The sequence below is a fragment of the Pseudarthrobacter sp. KH_020_B genome (assembly GCF_057840185.1).
This window is the reverse complement of record NZ_CM174506.1, coordinates 4,376,970-4,395,478: the sequence shown is the minus strand read 5'-3', so window position 1 is coordinate 4,395,478 and position 18,509 is coordinate 4,376,970. Positions and strand designations below refer to the sequence as shown.

The following is an 18,509-nucleotide window of genomic DNA, read 5'->3' as shown; positions in this document are numbered from 1 at the left end:
GGCTAATCAGGGCAGACCCCTACGTTTTTGTCAGACCCCGCGGGGCACAATGGACAGATGAAGACACTGCTCAACATCATCTGGCTTGTATTCGGTGGACTCTGGCTTGCCCTCGGCTATTTCCTGGCGGGCATCATCTGCTGCCTGCTGATCGTCACCATCCCGTGGGGCATCGCGTCGTTCCGCATCGCGGCGTACACGCTCTGGCCGTTCGGGCGCATGGTGGTGGACAAGCCGGGCGGAACGGGCGTGTTCCCGCTGCTGGGGAACGTCATCTGGCTCGTGGTGGCGGGCATATGGATCGCGATCGGCCACGTGGTCACAGCCTTTGCCATGGCGGTCACCATCATCGGCATCCCGCTGGCCATCGCCAACCTCAAGCTCATCCCGGTCAGCCTGATGCCGCTGGGCAAGCAGATCGTGCCCACCAACAGGCCGTTCGTTACCGCGTACCGTTAGCCAGCGGCATTCCCCGGGGTTTCGGTAAACCCGGGGACCAGTCCCTGGGCTTCGAGCTCTTCTGACCGGAGCGCCCGCAGCACACAGAACTCGTTGCCGTCCGGGTCAGCCATGACCACCCAGGTCACCTCCGGCCCCTGCCCGACAGAAATGCGCGACGCGCCAAGGGCTTCCAGCCGCTGCACTTCCTCGGCCTGGTCATCCGGACGCAGGTCCAGGTGCAGCCTGTTCTTGAGCTCTTTCCCCTCGGGCACCTTCACGAACAGCAGGTCCGGGCTGACACCGTCGGCCGGGCTGCCTGCGGGCGGTTCCAGTACGATTTCGTCGTCCACCTCGTAGGTGCGGCGCCACCCCAGGGCCTTCTCCCAGAAATCGGCGGGCACTTTGGGGTCGGTGGAGTCGACGCTGACAGATTGGATGCGCAGGTTCATCCGAGCAGTCTTGCACCGGCCGGGGGCGCCCGTAAAGGCTGCGGGCGGTGGCGCGAAGAGTCAGGCCAGCTCGCCCTGCAGGTTCCGGCGGGCGGCGTCGTGCCACAGTTCCCGTGCGCGGTCGCTGTGGAACAAGGGGTCCAGTTCCAGCAAATGACGGACGACGGCGGCGCGGCCGGCCGCGAAGTCGGCGTCGCCGATGTGCGCGTAGTCTTCCCGGACGGCGGCCACATACCGGGCGTAGGGCTCAGGTTCGCCGCCGAGGACGGAGAGGTCCGCGTCGCAGAGGAGGGCGCCGTCGTCGTCCCCTGGTTCCGGGCGGTGGTCCGACGTCAGCCTGACGAGCCTCGCCACTTCCTCGACATCGGCGGCCGGAAGCCCCGCATCCGCGAGGCGCTCCTCGGCGAGACGGGCCGATTCCTCCTCGTCCTGGCCGGCGATCCCTCGGTACACGGCATCGTGGAACCAGGCTGCGAGCAGCACGGTCCGCGGCGGCGCGGCGGGGTCGGTGAGCAGGTCCAAAGCCTCCAAAACTGCCAGCAGGTGCGTGCAGCCGTGATAATGGCGGTGATCCTCGCTCCAGCGGTCCAGCAGGTCAAGGAAGAGGGCGTCGTGGCCGGGCATGATGGCCTCCCAGCGGTTCAGCAGCGGCACTTTGAGGGACTTGTTGCGCTGCCGGGCCGGGATGCGCAGCCCGCTGCCGATGAGCTTGCGGACCAGGACCCGGGCTTCCACCGGGATGGCGCCGGCGGCCGCCAGGTCATCGAACCGGCGCTCGGCAACGTCGTAGTGGTCGCCGTCGAACGCCCGGTCCGGGATGCCGGCCGCGGCGGCGAACGCGTGCAGCTCCGCCAGCGACGTGTCCGAAATGAGGTGCGAAAAGTGCGTGCCGTGGGCTGGCCACACGGGCGGATCCAGGTAAATCGCCATGGGGGAAGTCTAGTGCGGCGGCTCTCCGCAGTGCCGGTCAGGAGCCGGCCGGCAGGATGTTCTGGTTTCCCTGGAAAACGTTCCGCGGATCGAAGTCCCGTTTGACCCTGGCCAGCCGGGCGTAATTCCCGTTGCCGAACGCGGCCCGGATGCGCTCCTGACCCTCGTTGCCGATGAAATTGAGCCACACCCCACCTGTGGCATACGGCGCGATCTTGCCGCGGAAGTCCTTCACCCAGGCCTTGGCCAGCTCGCCTTCCTCGGGTGTGGGGGATATGCCGAACGGATGGCTCACCCAGGCCGCGTTCCGGTTGATCAACGGTGTGGCGGCCCCCGCGTTCCCGCCGACGGCGCCGCCCCACCGGGCAATGAGCTGCTGGGACGTGGCATCGGGCAGGTTCCGGGCAGACTCGACAAACAGGTCCAGGGCCGCATCGGGAAGTTCGTCGTGGTAGTCCGCGCTCCAGTAGTTGTAGTGGTCCGGCGGATCGTCCAGCGAGCCGTTGAACTCTGCATACGGAGTGTCTCCCACGAGGTCGATAGCGGGCCCGAGTTCGCGGAACGGCCGGGCATGTTCGGAGCCCTCCTCGGGGTCGCCCGCGTAGACGTAGCCAATGGCGACGGCCAACTTTCCCACCAGGTGCGCCGGTACGAACGGCTCTGGCGGCGCGGTCAGGTACAGCAGCCCCAGCCCGACGCCGTCCGGGGCTGCCAGCGCCAGATCCCGGAACGCACGGGAGACGTCCATGGCCTCCTCACCGGGCCACATCCATATCCCGGCATGCACCACGGGGCCGAGCCGGTGCGCCTGGAACGTGAAGGACGTCGCCACGCCGAAATTCCCGCCGCCGCCATGGAGCGCCCAGAAGAGTTCCGGGTTTTCCCGGGCGCTCGCGGTGACGCGCTCGCCGTCGGCCGTCACCAGGTCCACGGAGACGAGGCTGTCGCACGCGAACCCATAGGACCGCTCCAGCCACCCGGATCCGCCGCCCAGGGTGAAGCCGGCGACGCCGGTGGTGGAGGCGCGCCCGCCGGTGACGGCCAGTGCATGCTCCTGGGTGGCGCGATCGAACTCGCCCCAGGTCAGGCCCGCCCCCGCAGTGACAATGCCGGATTCCGGATTCACGTCAATCGACTTCATGGGCCGGACATCGATCACCAGGCCGTCGTTGTTCATGGACATTCCGGCCACCGAGTGGCCGCCGGCCCGGACAGCAATGGCGAGGGAATTTTGCCGTCCGTAGCGCAGGGCTTCGGCCACGTCCGCATCGTTTGAACACTGGGCAATCACGGCCGGACGCCGGTCAATCATGGCGTTGAAAACCTTCCGGGCCGGGTCATAATCGGGGCTGTCAGGCCTGATCCACTTCATCACAAACGCTCCTCAGCGACTGCGGCCCCTCCCCTCCCCATAGCGTAGGACTTCGGCGCCGGGGGTTCCATAGGAGACCGGTCCAAGGCCTCGAGCGGAGGCGAAACCAGCACGCCGTCATTTTCGGATTCGCGGCGAAAAATAGTGAATGAACTCGCAAATGCGGACTATGATCAGGAAATGCCCACTATTCGCGTATCCGAAGCCGCCCGGTTCCTGGGCGTCAGTGACGACACCGTCCGGCGCTGGACAGAGAACGGCAGCCTCACCCCGGTAAAGGACGACGCCGGCCGGCTGGCAGTGGACGGCCTGGAGCTGGCCCGGCACGCCCAGAAGCTCGCGCAGCTTCCCGAGGACCCGCACCGTGCCGGGAGTTCGGCGCGCAACAGGTTCATTGGCCTGGTCACGGGCATCACCGCGGACAAAGTCATGGCCCAGGTGGAACTCCAGTGCGGGCCGTTCCGGGTGGTGTCGCTGATGAGCAGCGAAGCCGTCCGCGAGCTAGGCCTCGAACTCGGCTCCGTGGCCACCGCGGTGGTTAAGGCAACCACCGTCATCATCGAAACCCCGCACGGAAAGAGCATCATTTGAGCACCCGCAAATGCGGCGCAGCCGCCATCGTCACCGCCGCGCTCGCTCTGGGCCTGGCCGCGTGCGCACCGGCTGCCACCACACCCACGGCCTCGCAGTCCGCCTCGCATTCCCCGGACGCTACCGGTCAGGTGTCGGGGACCATCACGGTCTTCGCCGCCGCGTCGCTCAAGGTCACGTTCACCAAGTTGGCCAGTGACTTCGAGGCGAACAACCCGGGCACCAAGATCATGCTGAGCTTCGCCGGCTCCTCGGACCTGGTCACCCAGATCACCCAGGGCGCACCGGCGGATGTCTTTGCCTCCGCCGACACGAAGAACATGACCAAGATGGCCGACGCCAGGCTCCTGGACGGCACCGCGAAGAACTTCGCCACCAACGTCCTGGAGATCGCCGTCCCGCCGTCCAACCCGGCGTCGATCGCGTCCTTCGCCGACCTGGCCAAACCCGGCGTCAAGGTGGCTGTCTGTGCCAGCCAGGTTCCGTGCGGGGCTGCGGCGGACACGGTGGAAAAGGCTGCGGGAGTGACGCTCGCACCGGTCAGCGAGGAATCATCCGTGACGGACGTCCTGGGCAAGGTCACCTCGGGCGAGGCCGACGCCGGGCTGGTCTACGTCACCGACGTCAAGGGCGCCGGGGATAAGGTCAAGGGAATCCCGTTCGACGAATCCGGCACGGCAGTCAACACCTATCCCATCGCCACAGTAGGCTCGAGCCGGAACAAGGAACTGGCGGCGGCCTTCATCGCCATGGTGACCGTTGCAGAGGGCCAAAAAACCCTCGGCGAGGCGGGCTTCGGCGCCCCGTAGGCCCGCCCACAAGGAGACCATGAAACAGGCCAGGAACGGCGGGTACGGCGGCGTCCCGCGCTGGATCTATGTACTTGCGACTGCCGGTGGCCTGTTCGTGGTGCTGCCGCTCGCGGCCATGGTGGCCAAGGTCAACTGGGGCCAGTTCATCCCGCTGGTGACGTCCGACGCGTCGCTGCAGGCCCTTGGACTGAGCCTGCGCACGTCCGCGGCCAGCACTGTCCTGTGCATCGTCCTGGGTGTGCCGCTCGCCCTGGTCCTGGCCCGCGGCAGCTTCCCGGGCCAGCGCGTCCTCCGCTCCCTGGTCCTCCTGCCGCTGGTGCTTCCGCCGGTGGTGGGCGGCATCGCCCTCCTGTACACCTTCGGGCGGCAGGGGCTGCTGGGCCGGACGCTGGAAGTGGCAGGCCTGCAGATCGCCTTTTCGACGACGGCGGTCATCCTGGCCCAGACGTTTGTGGCCCTTCCCTTCCTGGTGGTCAGCCTTGAGGGCGCCCTGCGGACCGCCGGAAACCGCTACGAAGCCGTGGCCGCGACGCTCGGCGCCCGGCCCACCACAGTGCTCCGCCGCGTCACTCTTCCGCTCGTCCTGCCGGGACTCGCCTCCGGCGCGGTGCTGTCCTTCGCCCGCAGCCTGGGCGAATTCGGCGCCACCCTCACATTCGCGGGAAGCCTGCAGGGGGTGACCCGGACCCTGCCGCTGGAAATCTACCTGCAGCGGGAAACGGACGCTGACGCCGCCGTCGCGCTTTCCCTGGTCCTCGTGGCGGTGGCGGTTGCCGTGGTGGCACTCGCGTACCGCAGTCCCCGCGCCGCTGAACGGGCCCCCGGACCAAGCGGGGAACGCACGACGCCGGCGCCCGCCCCGGGCGGTGCGGCCCGGTGACGTTTTCGGTTCAGGCGGCAGTGGCTGGCCGAGGTTTCGATGTCTCCCTCGCGGTGGGGCCGGCCGAAACGGTGGCCGTGATGGGAGCCAACGGCGCGGGCAAATCCACCCTGCTGAACGTCATTGCTGGCCTGCTGCACCCTGACTCGGGCACGGCCGAACTGGACGGCAGGACCCTGTTTGACCTCACCGCAGGGCGCGGCCAGTGGACGGCTCCGCACCGGCGCGGCACGGCGCTTCTGGCCCAGGAACCGCTGCTGTTCCCGCACCTGAGCGTGCTGGAGAACGTGGCCTTTGGGCCCCGGAGTGCAGGGGCTTCGAAGCAGGCCGCGCGGGAGTCCGCCCTGCGGTGGCTCGCGGAAGTGGAGGCGACGGAGCTGCAGTCCCGCCGCCCGGCCGAGCTCTCCGGCGGCCAGGCGCAGCGCGTTGCCGTGGCCCGGGCGCTCGCCGCCGACCCCGGGCTCCTGCTCCTGGATGAACCGATGGCCGCGCTGGATATCCATGCCGCGCCGCTGCTCCGGCGCCTGCTCAAGCGCGTTCTGACGGGCCGGCGCGCCATCATCATCACGCACGACGTCCTCGATGCCCTGATGCTGGCCGACCGGGTGGTCATCCTCGAAAACGGGCGGATCAGCGAGGAAGGCACCACCCGCGACGTCCTCCAGCGCCCGCGCAGCCGGTTCGCGGCCGGGCTCGCCGGGCTCAACTTTGTGGCCGGCCACCTCACCGAACACGGGTTGCAGGCCGGCGCCCTCAACCTCTATGGCCACCACGACGCAGCCAGCCCGCTCCCCACCGGACAGCCGGGCGTGGCTGTCTTCCCGCCGTCGGCCGTTTCCGTATTCCTCACCGAGGCGCACGGCAGCCCGCGGAACTCCTTCGCCGTGACCATCACGGACCTGGAGCCGCACGGGGACGGGATCCGCGTCCGCGCCGGGGAGGGCGGGCAGCTGAGCGCGGACATCACCCCGGCGGCGTCTGTCGATCTCGGGTTGGCGCCCGGAATGCCCGTGTACTTCGTGATCAAGGCCGGCGCCGTCGCCATCTACCCCAGCTGAACCGGCGGGAATCCGCGGGTAGGCTGGTCAGCGTCGTCCGGACGCGGCGGCGGTATTGGGGGAAACCATGAAGAAAATTACGACGGCGGCTGCCGTCCTTGCGCTGCTGGCGGGTCTGTCCGGGTGCAGCCTGTTCCCGTCGCCGACGCCACTGCCGGACATCGCCCCGGCCACGCCCGTGTCCGTGCTTCCGCCGGAGTGCCCGTTTGTGGGCCGTGATGAGGTGTCGCCGGTCCGGATCCCCAAGGGCTCGCCGCGCGAAAGCATCGGCAGCGTCCTGAACGCCTACAGCGGCTGGCTCAACGCCGGCTCCGAGCTGATCACGGCCTGGAGCCGCAAGGCCGTCCCGGAAAACTGCGTCGCGGACCTTGCGGCAAAAAACGCGGAGGCCTATTCGAGCACCCTGTTCACCACCCACAGCGACGTCGCGTGGCAGGAGTACTTTGCGGCGGTGAAGGTGATGAACCAGCAGAACCTCGCGGCGGTCCGCGTTGCCGAGGCGGGTACGGGCGGGCGCGGCACGTTTGAGCTGCTGCAGGAGATCGATTCGAGCGCCACGGACAGCGGCACGTTCCTGAAGTTCGACGCCGTCTACCGCCCCGTGATTGCCGGGCAGGGCAGCTGGGAGGACCTGGACAAGCCGACGCGCTGGTATGTGGAGCTCGTCCCGGCGGGGGAGTTCCTGGTGATCAACTACATCGAAACCAAGCCTGCGGCCGGATATCCCTGAGTTCGTTTGGCCCTACTGACAGGTAGTTGACTGATTTGTCATTTAACGTGACAGGCTTCACATCTGGCGGTAATGTCGCCTGTGGATCGCCCGCGCCGGTGGCCGGTCCATGCACTGGAACTGACCCGGCTGACGGCGGACCGCTGATGGCCTGATCTGGTCGGCGTAAACAGACCACCGCGCGGGTGGCTCATTGGGGGAGCCGCCCGCCCGGGATGCTTAAGCCCTGCCCGGGCTCTGCGGGCTGCTGCGGCAGGGGTGCCGGGACCGGATTTCCCGTGGTAGCCGGACGGCTCTGGACACGCGGTTCGCCGTCGGCAAACATGAGGCGTAGAGGGCATATCCTCAAAGTTGAGCGTTATAGACTCAACTTAGCGAAAATGCGCATCCCCGGAAGGAGCTCTCTTTGGACGTCAAATTCACCACCAAGAGCCAGGAGGCTCTTTCGGCAGCAGCCATGAACGCCTCTACGGCAGGGAATCCCCAGGTGGAACCCGCCCACCTGCTCAAGGCACTGATGGATCAGAGGGAGGGCGTCGCCGTCGCGCTTCTCCGCGCCACGGGTGCCGACCCGGATGCTGTCAGCGTGCACGCGAGCGGTGCCATCAAGGCGCTGCCGGCGACGTCGGGCGGATCCACGCAGCAGGCGCAGCTGTCCCGGCCCGCGCTGCAGGCCATCCAGAATGCCAAGAATGAAGCGGACCGGCTGGGCGACACGTATGTCTCCACCGAAGTGCTGCTGCTGGGGCTCTCTGCCGGGAGTGACGCCGTCGGGCGGTTAATGCGCGACGCCGGTGCCTCCCATGAAGCGCTGCTCGCCGCCCTGCCGGGTGTCCGCGGCGACCGCAAGGTCACCACGCCGGACCCGGAAAACACGTTCCAGTCGCTGGAGCGGTTCGGCACGGACCTCACCTCGATGGCGCGTGCGGGCAAGCTGGACCCGGTGATCGGCCGCGATACCGAGATCCGGCGCATCATCCAGGTACTGAGCCGCCGCACCAAGAACAACCCCGTGATCATCGGTGAGCCGGGCGTGGGCAAGACCGCCGTCGTCGAAGGCCTCGCCCAGCGGATTGTGGCCGGCGATGTTCCGGAAAGCCTGCGGGGTAAGACGCTGATTGGTCTGGACCTCGCGTCCATGGTGGCCGGGGCGAAGTACCGCGGCGAGTTCGAGGAGCGCCTCAAGGCCGTCCTGGAGGAGATCAAGAATTCGGACGGGCAGATCGTCACGTTCATCGACGAGATCCACACGGTAGTGGGCGCCGGTGCCACGGGGGAGTCCTCGATGGATGCGGGCAACATGCTCAAGCCCATGCTGGCCCGCGGCGAGCTGCGGCTGATCGGTGCCACCACGCTGGATGAGTACCGCGAGAATATCGAGAAGGACCCCGCCTTGGAGCGTCGTTTCCAGCAGGTGTACGTGGGTGAGCCCAGCGTGGAGGACACCATCGGGATCCTGCGAGGCCTCAAGGAACGGTACGAGGCGCACCATAAAGTCACCATCGCCGACTCCGCGCTGGTGGCCGCCGCAACCCTGTCCAACCGCTACATTTCCGGCCGCCAGCTGCCGGACAAGGCGATCGACCTGGTGGATGAAGCCGCGTCGCGGCTGCGGATGGAGATCGACTCCGCGCCGGAGGAGATCGACCAGCTGCGGCGCGCCGTGGACCGGCTGACCATGGAGGAACTGGCCCTCGCGAACGAGAAGGACGCGGCGTCCGTGGAACGCCTGGCGGCCCTCCGCGCGGATAAGGCGGATAAGAGTGAGGAGCTGGACGCGCTGAATGCGCGCTGGGCTGCCGAGCGGGCCGGACTCAACCGGGTGGGTGACCTGAAGGCCAAGCTCGATGAGCTGCGTTCCACGGCGGACAAGGCGCAGCGCGAAGGCGACCTGGAGACGGCGTCACGGATCCTGTACGGCGAGATTCCCGCAGTGGAGCGGGAGCTGAATGCGGCGGCCGCAGCCGAGGCGGTGACGGAAAAGCCGGCCCAGATGGTGGCTGACGAGGTCACGGCGAACGACATTGCCGAAGTCATTTCCGCGTGGACCGGCATTCCCGCCGGGCGAATGCTGCAGGGCGAAAGCCAGAAACTGCTCCATATGGAGCAGGAGCTCGGCAAACGCCTGATCGGCCAGTCCAAGGCGGTGGCCGCGGTGTCCGACGCCGTCCGCCGTGCCCGGGCCGGCGTCAGCGACCCCAACCGGCCCACGGGTTCGTTCCTGTTCCTCGGGCCCACAGGCGTGGGCAAGACGGAACTGGCCAAGGCGCTCGCGGATTTCCTGTTCGACGACGAACGCGCCATGGTGCGCCTGGACATGTCCGAATACGGCGAGAAGCACACTGTTGCCAGGCTGGTGGGCGCCCCTCCGGGGTACGTCGGCTACGAGGAAGGCGGCCAGCTGACCGAGGCCGTCCGCCGTCGGCCGTACTCTGTGATTCTGCTGGATGAGGTGGAGAAGGCCCACCCGGAGGTCTTCGACCTACTCCTGCAGGTGCTCGACGACGGCCGCCTCACCGATGGCCAGGGCCGCACCGTGGACTTCCGCAACGCCATCCTGGTCCTCACGTCCAACCTGGGCAGCCAGTTCCTGGTGGACCAGGGCCTTGATGCGCAGGCCAAGCGAACCGCGGTCATGACCATGGTCAACTCCTCCTTCAAGCCCGAGTTCCTGAACCGGCTGGACGAGATTGTGCTATTTGAAGCCCTGACCGTGGACGAGCTGGCGCAGATTGTGGAACTGCAGGTGGCCGAGCTCAGCAGGCGGCTGCACGAGCGCCGCCTCAGTTTGGACGTGACCGACGGCGCCCGCGCCTGGCTTGCCATGTCCGGCTTCGATTCCGCGTACGGTGCCCGGCCTCTCCGCCGGCTGGTGCAGCGCGAGATCGGTGACCGCCTGGCCAAGGCCATCCTGTCCGGCGACATTGCGGACGGCGACACCGTGCTCGTGGACACCGCGGCCGACGTCGACGAACTCACCATCGAAGGGTTGGAGGCCCTCGCAGGGCCCGACGGCGGCGCTCCCGCTGGCACGGGCCTGGTGGTGCGGCGGAAGGAATAGCGGTCCTGCAAGGCTCGGGCGAAACCTATTTCAGGGCAGCAGATTCCCGTATTTCATAGCTGAGGTTTTGGCGGTCCGCATCCATTTCGTTGACTTGGATGAGGTATCCGTCGGGGTCATTTACAGTGATGAAGCGGCCGAAGGTTTCGTCCATGATGTCCGAGGGGGCATATCCGGCAGCTCTTAGCCTTGATCCACCGATCTGCCTGGGCCGATGATCTGAATCCGGTTTCAGCTCGTTGTGCGAGCAGAGGGCGTGCTGGGGTGCCGGGCCTCGCTGCCCCTTCGGTGTTCCACTGGTTGTTCTGGTCGCGCCGTGCGGCTGGGTTGACGGGGGGGTCAGGCAGGTCGCGGCGGCGGGTAGAGGTGGTCGGACAGGGCCTGCCATGGTGTTTTCCAGGGCCAGGCTTCGGGCAGGTGAAGACGGATCCGTCGGTCGCTGGTGGCGATGCGGGCCGGGACGTGGATGAGTTTGCGGCGGATCGTGCCGGTCCTGGCTTTGCCGAAGGGCCCGGCCGCGAGGAGCCCGGCGGCGCGGGTGAGGTTGTAGGTCATGACCGCGGCGACCAGCCAGGCCGAGTTCGCGGCGAAAACACCGGAGGGCATATGGGCCAGCGCACTGTCTTTCAGATCGGCGTTCACCTGCTCAATAATGGCGTGTTTCCGGTGGGTTTTGTCGGCCGCGACGGTGTCCAGAACCGTGGCGTCGACGGTGGTGAAGAACGCGTGGTGCCGGTGCGTGTCGAACAGGGTTTCCTGCCCGTCGGCGGTTTTCGGGTTCAGTTCCGGGATGCGGCGCACGACCAGACGGCCGGTGATCTGCTCGGCCTTTTTGCGGGAGGAGAACGCGGTGAACACGGTCTCGGCGACCTCGGCCTTCGAGACCCAGGTGCTGGTGGCCTCGTCGAAGACCGCGTCGGTATATTCGATCGTTTCCCACGCCGTGTCAGGGATCCCGGCGATGGCGCGTTTGATGGCCGGGTCCATGCGCACGGTCACCGAGACCTCCGCCCCGCCGGCCAGGGCCGCGGAAACCGCCGCATGGCCGTAGAAGGCCGAATCGAACCGGCAGAGCACACGCCCGCAGGTCTGGACACGGCGTGGACAGGGCGTCGGTGATCAGGCGTTTCGCGCCCCGGGCCGAGTTCGCCGCTCCCTTGCGCAGCCGCTGGGCGGCGATCACCGGGGCCGTGTCCTTCGTCGAGGCGGTAGCCAGCAGCGCGTTCAGCCCGCGGACTCCCGAGTATCCGTAGCCGGAGCCCTGCTTGGCGTAGCCGTGGACCTCGATGATCGTGTCGTCAACGTCGACGAACACGAAGTCCGCCACCCCGGGGCTCCCGAGCAGCCGGGTCAGGGTCCCCAGGTTGGCCAGGAAACGGGAGGCAACAGCGTCCAATTGGCGCACGTGACCGAATGTGAAGGCCCGCAGGAACGAACCCAGGGTGGAGGGCGCGTAGCAGGCGGTGAAGAGCCGCTGCATTCCCCCGTGGCGCAGCAGGGCCATGTCATCGATCGAGTCCGCGCCGGCGACCATCCCGGCCACCAGGGACGCCAGCTTCAGTCCCGCGTTCGCACCCTTGTCCGACGGCACGGACAGCCAGTCGTCGGCCAGTTCCTGTAATCCGGCATCCCGTGCCAAGGTCATCACCGGCAGTAGCCCGGCAGCCGACACGAGGTTGGGCTCGTAGAAGGAAACTGACACGGCGGCACGCTTATGGGAAACTTGCATCTACGAGATGCCCTCTTTTCGGTGGTCAATGTGCTCTAGACAAGCTCCATTTTCCTTGAAAAGACGGGCATTCTCGGTTTAAACCGCCGTGTGCGCCCCGACCATCATCGGTGGATCAAGGCTTAGTCGCTCTGTGGTGAGCTCCAGCCTTTCGTCGGTGGAGAAGTGCAGCGCTACCGCTCCGGCATCTGAGTGTGTGGTTCCCGCTTGGGCAATGTGGAGCCCAAGTTGCCCGCCGTTGCCGTGCAGGTCCGCCCAGGTTCCGCTTGTTGCTGCAGCGTTCTCGTTCAACCCAAGGGTGGAATAAAACCTGTTGGCGAGCTCAATGTTCCGAACGAAGCGGATCGGAGTAACTGCCCATGTTGGCAACGCAAACTAGGTCAAGACTCTCCCGTGGGTGCTTAGCTTTCAAGCGATCGTTTTTCTCGATTAGCCAAGTTACCTGATTGAAGGGAGATCGTTTTCTCGGGTCTGGCTTGTAGGAGTGCGAAAGTAGCCCAAAAACTATTGGACCAACCACTTCAGCCTTCGCTCGGCCTACGTGCGGTTCCCTGATTTCGACCATCTGTGCCCTGCTGCGGACGGTCCACTGAGGGGGTCGCTAGTCGCGCATTCCTAGCTGCTGCTACTGCGGCATCGCGTATACCGATATGCCGATCGTAGAGTGTCAGCGACCCAGGGCATCTCAGCACCAGGATGCAGGTGTTTCTGAACGACGAAGGGCACATCACGGACGGCGATGACACCATTGATAGCTAATTTTTGGCTCGACCGGATCTGTACCGTCTCCCCGCGGTGGGCGAGTCGACGTTGTCGTGGGCGGATCCCAAAGGCTGAATTTCCCCTCATAGGGGCCAGCCGACTGATTGCTAGGTGGCATGTCACACTCAGCGCCAACTAAACATCACAAACCTGTGGGCAGGTACCTCGGTTCTAAAAACGCGTAGCAATTACTCGAGCGCATTCCAAAGTAAGGGCCATATGCTGATGACCGGAGGCGGCGGCCCGCAAAGAGCGGTACGGTCGGCCGCACGAGCCGGTAAGAGACGTCGGGCCAAAGGGGCGACATGATGCAACTGGCCAGTGGATTGCTCAGTGGAAACCACGTTGACGCGCGTAAACGCCCACGCCATCGACTGATGAGTAAGCGTGCCACGAAGGGAGCCGATCGCTCTTCATCCGTTCCACGCACGTTCCGTCCGGACATAGAGGGTCTTCGCGCGATCGCAGTTCTACTGGTCGTGCTGGACCACGCAGGCGTGCCGGCGCTGCAAGGAGGCTACGTCGGTGTCGACGTCTTCTTCGTGGTCTCCGGCTTCCTCATCACCGGCCTCCTGCTCAAAGAAGCTGAACGGGGTAGGCGGATCTCCCTTTTGGGGTTCTATGCACGACGGGCTCGGCGAATCCTGCCTGCCGCGACTCTTGTCCTCGCCGTCACAGTAGTCTCATCCTTCGCTTTGATCGGCGGTACGAGTGCTGCTCGAACCGCCGAAGACGGGCAATGGGCCGCGCTTTTCGCCAGCAATTTTCGCGAAACCTCGCAAGGGACGGACTACTGGGCCAGCGACCTTTCTCCATCCCCGTTACAGCACTATTGGTCACTGGCCATAGAAGAGCAGTTCTACCTGTTCTGGCCAGCCTTAATGATGGCGGTCGCTGCGATCGGACGGAGAGTTCCGCTACGCACGCGACTGACGGTTCTCCTCGCTGTCACGATTGCAGTCTCCCTTACGTGGTCGGTGTACGCGACGACGGAGAACGCGAGTGCGGCCTACTTCTCTCCCTTGACGAGGACCTGGGAACTTGGGGCTGGCGCAATTCTTGCCGTGCTCACACCGACAATCATGCGGCTGCCGGTTTTTCTTGCTGCCGTTACGAGTGTGTCCGGACTCATCGCGATTGCGGCAGCAGCGCTCACGCTGGACGAGTACACCAGGTTCCCAGGGTCCGCTGCTATTCTTCCGGTTGGCGGAACGGCTCTTGTGATAATCGGCGGGACAATCACACCGAAGCGAGGAGCCGAAGTGCTCCTGCAGTGTCGACCTCTGCAATGGCTTGGCAAGCTCTCTTATTCACTGTACCTGTGGCACTGGCCCGTGCTGATCCTCGCCGCGGCATCGCTCGGGACCGAACTGGCGATGACCACCAAGCTTGCCTTTGTCGGTGTGGCGCTGGCCTTGTCTGTCGTTACCTTCAAGTATGTGGAATTGCCCGTACGGAACTCCAGTTGGCTCAAGGCCCGCCGGCCGTCAGTCAGCGTGGCTTTCGGCGCCGCACTGGTGGCGCTATCACTTGGCCTCACGAGCATTCTGGTGTCGATCCTGCCCACGCCTTCCCCCACAGACAAATTAGACGATTTTGCAGTTGCCCCTGGCAGTGACCTACCGACGGCTGACGAAGTGGCAAAGGCCGTGGCTGACAGCGTAAACGTTGCAGGGTGGCCGCCGGAGCCGCCTGTTGGGAGGTTCCTTTTCAATCAGCATGCGTGCATAAGGGGCCTAGATGCCCCAACAGGTAAAGTCACGTGCAGTTATGGTGACGCCAGCGGCGGCGAGACAGTCGTGGTTTATGGCGACTCGCACGCTCAGATGTGGGAAAGTCCGCTCGGCGTGACAGCCACTGAACTTGGGCGGCGCTTCGAAGTCTTTTCGATGTTCTCGTGTCCGCCAGCCGACTTTTCGGTCTACAACGCGAAGCGCAAGGGTGATTATCCCGAGTGCAAGGCATTCCGTGCTGACTCGCTGGCGAAGATCGAGGCACTTCACCCCAGCGTCGTCCTCATCTCGGGTCAGCGTCAGGGTACTTGGCTTGAGAAGGATGGGCGCCCTGACAAAGAAAACACGGAAGCCGCCTGGGAGAAGGGTCTCGCCTCGACCATAAAGTCGTTGAGCGCGATAAGTGATCGCGTGGTCGTGATTGGGGACATCGCGTACTCGGAAAAGGATCCCCAGGACTGCGTCACATCGAACTCCGACGACGTCCGTCGCTGCCACACTCAGCGGAGTTACGCGGTGGACACCGAACACAATGAGATGGAGAAGCGCGTCGCCGAGGCCGGTGGCGCGGAATACGTGGACGTTGTTCCGTGGTTGTGCGCGGAGGATGTCTGTCCCGCGGTTGTCGCGGGATATGCAACCCATGAGGATGCTCAGCACATCTCCACCAACTACGCCCTGTGGTTGCGTCGGTCTCTTGCTGAGGCGGCCGCCTTGCTTCCCTGACGCGGCGTCAGCACCGTTGTGCGCGCCCGGTGGGTTGGCGTTTGGGAGTCAAGCAAGCCCCATAACGAAAGGGGCGGCCTGTGACCGATACATGCGCCGCACTGGCAGACGCACGTCTCTGTAAACCAACGGTCCGCTTGCGTGGCTGATCGACACCCCGTACGGGCGGCCGTGCCTCTGCCTCCCACACTCGAGGCCCCCCGCATGTCTGACTTTCTGTCGCTGCGGCAGTGGTCTAAGCGCCCGGTGTACAGGGGATGCGTTCCGGCACTTCGTGGCGCGGGAAGACCAGGTGTTCGTCTTCCTCGGGATGGACGGCGCGAACTTCCACCAGCTGTCACTCCACAGGAGTGGACCGACCACGTTCATCGACAGGCAACTGCGGATCATCGAGTTGGCGGCGCCACACCTGAGGGAGGCTGCGCCTGCTCGCGACGCGCGCCGCGTTTGCGACGACGCGGACGACGGCGGACCTGCGGACGGGCATGTGGACGCTACTGCGCGACCAGCTCGGAGCGGTGCCGCGGCGCCTGCCCAGCTCGCCACTGACAACTCGACGTCGGCGGGTCCTTCGCACAGGAAATGCAGTTCGTAATTGCCGGGCTTGGCCGTCATCCCGTAGCCGGTGGTTGAATTCGAACTGGCGCTGCCCGCCACTTGGCCGGGCAACGCCGGTTTCAGCTGCTGAGATGACCAGTCACTCATGTCTTCGAGCGATGATGCCCGCGGGTCGCTGTTCGGCGCCAAAGTAACCCCGGTTGACCGGGGCTGCGCCGTTGCGCCTTGGGGCGAGGAGCCAGCTGCACCCTCAGACGGGCCACCGTACTCACAGCCCGTCAGCGACACCACAAGTGCGGCCTAAACGAAAAGGACCCGTGTGTGCTGAGTCTGCGTCCCCCAAAGAGCTGACATGCCCCGAGTCTAAACCCCCAGCCCAAAGCTCAACCCAGCGAACCGCCGAATGCATTGAAGCCGAAGGCTCTGTCTCCGCTCGCTTGTAATGCGGTCTGTTAGGGCAGCACATTCGCGTTGATGACGTTCCCGCCGTCGGCCGTGACGTAGCAGTCCACGCGCCGGTCTCCCGATTCCCAACTGGTGCTGCTGGGGTAGGCCCGCTGGAAGTTCAGGGTATATTCGTCGGCGGCCGGCGCCAGCCTGGCCGCCTGGCACGCCTCCAGGGCCTTGGCTGCCAGGGCCTCGCGGCCCGGATAGGAGCCGACGGCGGGGTAGCGGAAGACGGCGACGAGCTGGGCCGAGTGGCCGGTGTCGCAGGCCACCACCGTGGACCGCAAGGCCTCGGCGTCAAAATCCTTGAAGCAGTCGCCCAGCCGGTAGTCCGGCGGCTCCACACCCTCTCGGGGAAGCGGGAACGGGGTGGCCAGCGGAGTGGGTGAGGTTTCCACGATCCCGGAGCCGCCGTCGTCGGACGTCTCCGGCGCCACGGACTCCAGCCACACGGCGAGCCACACCAGGCCTCCCACCACGCCGAGCAGAACCAGCACGAAGAGAGTTTTCAGGAGCGCTGATGCGACCCGCCCGCGCTTCCGCGCCGGGTGCTCCGTGGCCCGTGCCGGGACAGCCACCTGCGGCAACCCTGCGGTGGGCGGAGCGGCAGGTTTGGGCGGGATGGGGCGCAGTTCCTGGTTGTCCATCCGGATACCCCTCCTGGGTTTCGCCGCGGGATGCTGCACGCTCCGGGCACCCGGATCGGCAGCTGATGAAGAGACTCTATCCAACAAAAAAGCCGGGAACCGTGCGCGTCGCGGCGGAAAGGGTACCCGACATGTCGTCCGCGCGCACGGGCCGGGCAGCACTGGGCGCGGAAAGCATGTAATCTAGGTGTTACGACAAATTGACCAAACATTCCGGGGCCTCACCGATAGCCAAGGTGACCACCTCCGGTCCGAGTACAAAAGGGGGTCACGCCATGGGGCGCGGCCGTCAAAAGGCAAAAGCTACCAAGCAGGCTCGGGATATTAAGTACTATTCCCCGAACACTGACTATTCGGCCCTTCAGCGCGAGCTCAAAGGTCCTGAAGGTCGTGCCACGAGCCATTTCGCGAATGACCCGGTTGAACCGGACTATTCGGCTTATGTGGATAAGTACGCGGACGATTTGGAAGAAGACGACGACGAGGTACACACCCGTCGCATCGGCTAGTCGTCGCACGCCGGTCCCGTAAGGCGCCCGGCCCGCGACGCTGCAGTACGTTCGGACGCCGCAGTTGTTCGTAAGTACAGCACTTCTTTTCAGCACCCCGGATCCGAGTGGACCCGCGGTGCTGGCCTCAGTTATCAGGCCCGTTGCCTGCGCCGGTACCCGGTGCCGGCGGCGGGCTTTTTGGTGTTGACTGGAGGCGTTGATGCGCTGTGCCGCCCGCGAAAGGACCTCCCATGCCAGGAAAATCGTCGTCCCCCAGCTACCGCCACGGAGAACCGTGCTGGGCTGATGTCCAGACCCGGGACGTGGAAGCAGCCAAGGCCTTCTACGCCGCGGTGTTCGGGTGGACCTTCAAGGACCTGCCCACGCCCGATGGCCGCAGCTATGCCCAGGCGTTCGTGGGGGAGGACCTGGTGGCCGTGGTGGCGCCGCAGAACCCGCACCAGGAATCACTCGGCACGGACGCCCAATGGAACATCTACTTCGCCGCGGAGGACGCCGAGGCGCTGGCCGAGGAAGTTCCCCACGCCGGCGGCGGAGTCCAGTTCGGCCCTGAGGAAGTGGCGGACACCGGCGTGATGGTTTTTGTGGATCCTCCCGGCGGCGGGACCACCGGCGTGTGGCAGCCCGGCACGCACACCGGCTCCGGCCGGTACAACGAGGCCGGTGCGCTGTCCTGGACGGAACTGCTGACGCCCGAGCCGCGGGCCGCCGTCGCGTTTTTCCAGCAGCTGTTCGGCCACGAGGTGACCGAGTATCCCCAGGACGACGGCGGGACCTACACCACGCTGATGGTGAACGGCGCGGAGGTGGCCGGGATCGTCGCGGCCGAGGCGCCTGCGAGGTGGCAGATCTACTTCGGCGTCTCCGATGTGGCCGATGCCGTGCGGAACGCCGTGGCGGCGGGGGCGGAAGTGCTGATCGCGCCGGAGCCGGATGACGACGATACCCCAGGCGCAACCGCCACCCTCAAGGACCCGCAGGGCGGTGTGTTCAGCCTGCTGGAGGTCTAAACCGCCTACTTAAACCCATCGACTGCTCCGTAAGCGCCTTTTTGAAGGGTCAAAAGGGCGT

15 protein-coding genes and 1 pseudogene are annotated in these 18,509 nt (G+C 65.8%); 10 read left to right on the top strand and 6 right to left on the bottom strand.

Annotated features, from left to right (window positions below):
• Positions 1–57: 57 nt before the first annotated feature.
• The gene (locus tag AC3IT0_RS20600; RefSeq protein ID WP_489321501.1) at positions 58–459 is read left to right on the top strand and encodes a YccF domain-containing protein; all 402 of its coding nucleotides are present in this window, start codon (positions 58–60) and stop codon (positions 457–459) included.
• Here the strand turns inward: AC3IT0_RS20600 and AC3IT0_RS20595 are convergent.
• Genes AC3IT0_RS20595 through AC3IT0_RS20585 form a run of 3 tightly spaced genes read right to left on the bottom strand, consistent with a single transcriptional unit; the run spans position 456 to position 3,192 of the window.
• Positions 456–890, bottom strand: a complete 435-nt coding sequence (locus AC3IT0_RS20595; RefSeq protein ID WP_489321500.1) for a VOC family protein — start codon at positions 888–890, stop codon at positions 456–458. The genes AC3IT0_RS20600 and AC3IT0_RS20595 overlap by 4 nt on opposite strands.
• Positions 891–950: 60 nt before the next feature.
• Positions 951–1,820 carry a DUF4031 domain-containing protein gene (locus AC3IT0_RS20590; protein WP_489321499.1) on the bottom strand — a complete coding sequence of 290 codons (870 nt, stop codon included), beginning with the start codon at positions 1,818–1,820 and terminating at the stop codon, positions 951–953.
• A 37-nt stretch (positions 1,821–1,857) separates the two neighbouring features.
• Entirely contained in the window at positions 1,858–3,192 is a 1,335-nt protein-coding gene (locus AC3IT0_RS20585) for an FAD-binding oxidoreductase (protein ID WP_489321498.1), read from the bottom strand.
• 180 nt (positions 3,193–3,372) lie between these two features.
• Between AC3IT0_RS20585 and AC3IT0_RS20580 the strand changes: the two genes are divergently transcribed.
• The 6 genes from AC3IT0_RS20580 to clpB all read left to right on the top strand — a co-directional run bounded on the left by AC3IT0_RS20580 (position 3,373) and on the right by clpB (position 10,324).
• Positions 3,373–3,783 (top strand): TOBE domain-containing protein, encoded by a 411-nt coding sequence (locus AC3IT0_RS20580; protein WP_489321497.1) that lies wholly within the window; start codon positions 3,373–3,375, stop codon positions 3,781–3,783.
• A complete protein-coding gene (gene modA / locus AC3IT0_RS20575; RefSeq protein ID WP_489321496.1) occupies positions 3,780–4,592 on the top strand; it encodes a molybdate ABC transporter substrate-binding protein in 813 nt (270 codons plus the stop codon). Before AC3IT0_RS20580 ends, modA begins: the two co-directional genes overlap by 4 nt.
• A gap of 19 nt (positions 4,593–4,611) precedes the next feature.
• The gene (locus tag AC3IT0_RS20570) at positions 4,612–5,475 is read left to right on the top strand and encodes an ABC transporter permease (protein WP_489321495.1); all 864 of its coding nucleotides are present in this window, start codon (positions 4,612–4,614) and stop codon (positions 5,473–5,475) included.
• A complete protein-coding gene (locus AC3IT0_RS20565; RefSeq protein WP_489321494.1) occupies positions 5,472–6,533 on the top strand; it encodes a sulfate/molybdate ABC transporter ATP-binding protein in 1,062 nt (353 codons plus the stop codon). The genes AC3IT0_RS20570 and AC3IT0_RS20565 overlap by 4 nt, the downstream gene beginning before the upstream one ends.
• 67 nt (positions 6,534–6,600) lie before the next feature.
• Positions 6,601–7,263 carry a hypothetical protein gene (locus tag AC3IT0_RS20560; RefSeq protein ID WP_489321493.1) on the top strand — a complete coding sequence of 221 codons (663 nt, stop codon included), beginning with the start codon at positions 6,601–6,603 and terminating at the stop codon, positions 7,261–7,263.
• A 406-nt stretch (positions 7,264–7,669) separates the two neighbouring features.
• Positions 7,670–10,324, top strand: coding sequence for an ATP-dependent chaperone ClpB (clpB, locus tag AC3IT0_RS20555; protein ID WP_489321492.1), 2,655 nt, complete (start codon positions 7,670–7,672; stop codon positions 10,322–10,324).
• Positions 10,325–10,663: 339 nt separating this feature from the next.
• Here clpB and AC3IT0_RS20550 read toward each other — a convergent pair.
• Both AC3IT0_RS20550 and AC3IT0_RS20545 read right to left on the bottom strand, forming a co-directional pair.
• Positions 10,664–12,053, bottom strand: a pseudogene (locus tag AC3IT0_RS20550) (IS1380 family transposase).
• Between the two features lie 78 nt (positions 12,054–12,131).
• Positions 12,132–12,344, bottom strand: coding sequence for a hypothetical protein (locus AC3IT0_RS20545; protein WP_489321491.1), 213 nt, complete (start codon positions 12,342–12,344; stop codon positions 12,132–12,134).
• 776 nt (positions 12,345–13,120) lie between these two features.
• Here AC3IT0_RS20545 and AC3IT0_RS20540 point away from each other — a divergent pair.
• Positions 13,121–15,274 (top strand): acyltransferase family protein, encoded by a 2,154-nt coding sequence (locus AC3IT0_RS20540; RefSeq protein WP_489321490.1) that lies wholly within the window; start codon positions 13,121–13,123, stop codon positions 15,272–15,274.
• 1,010 nt (positions 15,275–16,284) lie between these two features.
• Here AC3IT0_RS20540 and AC3IT0_RS20535 read toward each other — a convergent pair.
• A complete protein-coding gene (locus tag AC3IT0_RS20535; protein WP_489321489.1) occupies positions 16,285–16,926 on the bottom strand; it encodes a septum formation family protein in 642 nt (213 codons plus the stop codon).
• Between the two features lie 275 nt (positions 16,927–17,201).
• Here AC3IT0_RS20535 and AC3IT0_RS20530 point away from each other — a divergent pair, with 275 nt between their 5' ends.
• On the top strand, positions 17,202–17,435 hold the full coding sequence (locus tag AC3IT0_RS20530) for a DUF3073 domain-containing protein (protein WP_056341155.1): 234 nt from the start codon (positions 17,202–17,204) through the stop codon (positions 17,433–17,435).
• A 233-nt stretch (positions 17,436–17,668) separates the two neighbouring features.
• A complete protein-coding gene (locus AC3IT0_RS20525) occupies positions 17,669–18,448 on the top strand; it encodes a VOC family protein (protein WP_489321488.1) in 780 nt (259 codons plus the stop codon).
• Positions 18,449–18,509 lie beyond the last annotated feature (61 nt).

What these genes read in the sequence shown, in the direction of transcription:
- AC3IT0_RS20600 (WP_489321501.1), top strand. Translation starts at nt 58, where the DNA reads ATGAAGACACTGCTCAACATCATCTGGCTTGTATTCGGTGGACTCTGG.
- AC3IT0_RS20595 (WP_489321500.1), bottom strand. Translation starts at nt 890, where the DNA reads ATGAACCTGCGCATCCAATCTGTCAGCGTCGACTCCACCGACCCCAAA.
- AC3IT0_RS20590 (WP_489321499.1), bottom strand. Translation starts at nt 1,820, where the DNA reads ATGGCGATTTACCTGGATCCGCCCGTGTGGCCAGCCCACGGCACGCAC.
- AC3IT0_RS20585 (WP_489321498.1), bottom strand. Translation starts at nt 3,192, where the DNA reads ATGAAGTGGATCAGGCCTGACAGCCCCGATTATGACCCGGCCCGGAAG.
- AC3IT0_RS20580 (WP_489321497.1), top strand. Translation starts at nt 3,373, where the DNA reads ATGCCCACTATTCGCGTATCCGAAGCCGCCCGGTTCCTGGGCGTCAGT.
- AC3IT0_RS20570 (WP_489321495.1), top strand. Translation starts at nt 4,612, where the DNA reads ATGAAACAGGCCAGGAACGGCGGGTACGGCGGCGTCCCGCGCTGGATC.
- AC3IT0_RS20560 (WP_489321493.1), top strand. Translation starts at nt 6,601, where the DNA reads ATGAAGAAAATTACGACGGCGGCTGCCGTCCTTGCGCTGCTGGCGGGT.
- AC3IT0_RS20540 (WP_489321490.1), top strand. Translation starts at nt 13,121, where the DNA reads ATGATGCAACTGGCCAGTGGATTGCTCAGTGGAAACCACGTTGACGCG.
- AC3IT0_RS20535 (WP_489321489.1), bottom strand. Translation starts at nt 16,926, where the DNA reads ATGGACAACCAGGAACTGCGCCCCATCCCGCCCAAACCTGCCGCTCCG.
- AC3IT0_RS20530 (WP_056341155.1), top strand. Translation starts at nt 17,202, where the DNA reads ATGGGGCGCGGCCGTCAAAAGGCAAAAGCTACCAAGCAGGCTCGGGAT.
- AC3IT0_RS20525 (WP_489321488.1), top strand. Translation starts at nt 17,669, where the DNA reads ATGCCAGGAAAATCGTCGTCCCCCAGCTACCGCCACGGAGAACCGTGC.